Origin of the sequence: uncultured Nevskia sp., from assembly GCF_903885465.1 — a bacterium.
Classification (GTDB): domain Bacteria; phylum Pseudomonadota; class Gammaproteobacteria; order Nevskiales; family Nevskiaceae; genus Nevskia.
In genome coordinates this window covers 1-1,834 of the sequence record NZ_CAISIQ010000298.1, presented here as the reverse complement: position 1 = coordinate 1,834, position 1,834 = coordinate 1, and the positions used below count along the sequence as shown (strand labels likewise).

Below are 1,834 nucleotides of genomic sequence, written 5' to 3'. Positions count from 1 at the left end.
CGTGAAGGTGATCGGGCCCGAGGCACCAACCTTGACGCCGAGGCGATCCGGCAGGTTGACCAGGGTCATGTTCAGGAATTCCGGGCCAGGCAGCGGCACGATGACGGTCTGCGTGGTCGACTTCACCGGCTGGTTGGTCAGAATCGGCACCAGCGCGTTGACGAAGTTCAGGCCGAGCGGTGGCAGCTTGCCGACGATCAGTGCACGGTCGGTCAGCAGCGTGGTAAGGGTCAGGCCAGGGGCCTGCAGCACGGCAACGCCGGTTCCCACCAAACCGCGTACCAGACCAACGGGTTCAGCTTGTGCCGCCGTGGCAAACAGGGCTGACGTCGCAACAGCAGCAATCAAGATCTTTCTCATGGGTTTCCTCGGTGTTCCCTGTGCCAGAATTTTTAGTTGTCACGCTTTGAATGAGCGTTTGGCAACGTTATCAGCCGTTTGTCGCTCTGTCGATGCCGTTGACCCCTGGAATGATTGATTTTTTCCATGCTGAAAAGTGAACGCTCGTTGCCTGAAGCCTGATTACAACATCGAGTCGGACATCGTTTTACTTGCCGCCAGCCTGCTCGGACATGGTCAAATACGGCCCCTCCGGACGCCCCGGCCCGCTGTATGCAGGGCCCGGTGATGATCGCTGCCGCTGACCCAGCCTGAACATGACCCCAATCGAACCGACTGAAACCGAACGCCTGCCTTTGCGGCTGTTCGCCGAAAAGGCTTACCTCGACTACTCGATGTACGTCGTGCTGGACCGCGCCCTGCCGCATGTCGCCGACGGCCTGAAGCCGGTGCAGCGCCGCATCATCTATGCGATGAGCGAGCTGGGCCTGAGCTCGACCTCGAAGCCGAAGAAGAGCGCCCGCACCGTCGGCGACGTGATCGGCAAGTTCCATCCGCATGGCGACAGCGCCTGTTATGAGGCGATGGTGACCATGGCCCAGCCATTCGCCTACCGCTATCCGTTGGTCGATGGTCAGGGCAACTGGGGCTCGGCGGACGATCCGAAATCGTTCGCGGCGATGCGCTATACCGAAGCCAAGCTGACGCCGTATGCATCGACCCTGCTCGGCGAGCTGGAAATGGGCACCTCGGACTGGGTACCGAACTTCGACGGCACCCTGCAGGAGCCGAAGCTGCTACCGGCGCGGCTGCCGAACATCCTGGTCAACGGCACCACCGGCATCGCCGTCGGCATGGCCACCGACATCCCGCCGCACAATCTTCGCGAGCTGGCGCTGGCCTGCAAGCTGCTGCTGAAGAACCCGAAGACCACGCTCGACGAGCTGATGACGGTGCTGCCCGGCCCGGATTTCCCGACCGGCTGCGAAATCATCAGCGAGCCGGCCGAGCTGCGGAAGCTCTACGACACCGGCAACGGCATGGTCCGCATGCGCGCGCGCTGGGAGCGCGAGGATGACAACGTTGTCATCACCCAGCTGCCTCATCAGGTATCTCCGGCGAAGATCCAGGAACAGATCGCCGAGCAGATGCGGGCCAAGAAGCTGCCGCTGGTCGAGGATCTGCGCGACGAATCCGATCACGAGAATCCGACCCGCATCGTCATCATCCCGCGCTCGAACCGGGTCGACATCGATGCGCTGATGACGCATCTGTTCGCGACCACCGACCTCGAAAAATCGGTGCGCGTGAACCTGAACATGATCGGCCTGGACGGCCGGCCGCGAGTCAAGAACCTGCCGGAAATCCTCAGCGAATGGCTGGTCTACCGGGTGGCGACGGTCAAGCGCCGTCTCGAGTATCGGCTGAAGAAGGTCAACGAGCGCCTGCACATCCTCGATGCCTTGCTGATCGCCTTCCTGAACATCGACGAGGT

2 protein-coding genes are annotated in these 1,834 nt (G+C 61.9%); one reads left to right on the top strand and one right to left on the bottom strand.

The window, feature by feature from the left end; genetic code table 11:
* On the bottom strand, positions 1-360 hold a 360-nt coding region (locus tag QZY06_RS11515), incomplete at its 3' end, for a hypothetical protein (protein WP_295684333.1).
* A 296-nt stretch (positions 361-656) separates the two neighbouring features.
* Between QZY06_RS11515 and parC the strand changes: the two genes are divergently transcribed.
* Positions 657-1,834 (top strand): DNA topoisomerase IV subunit A (parC, locus tag QZY06_RS11510; protein WP_295684330.1); only part of this gene is annotated, 1,178 nt, incomplete at its 3' end.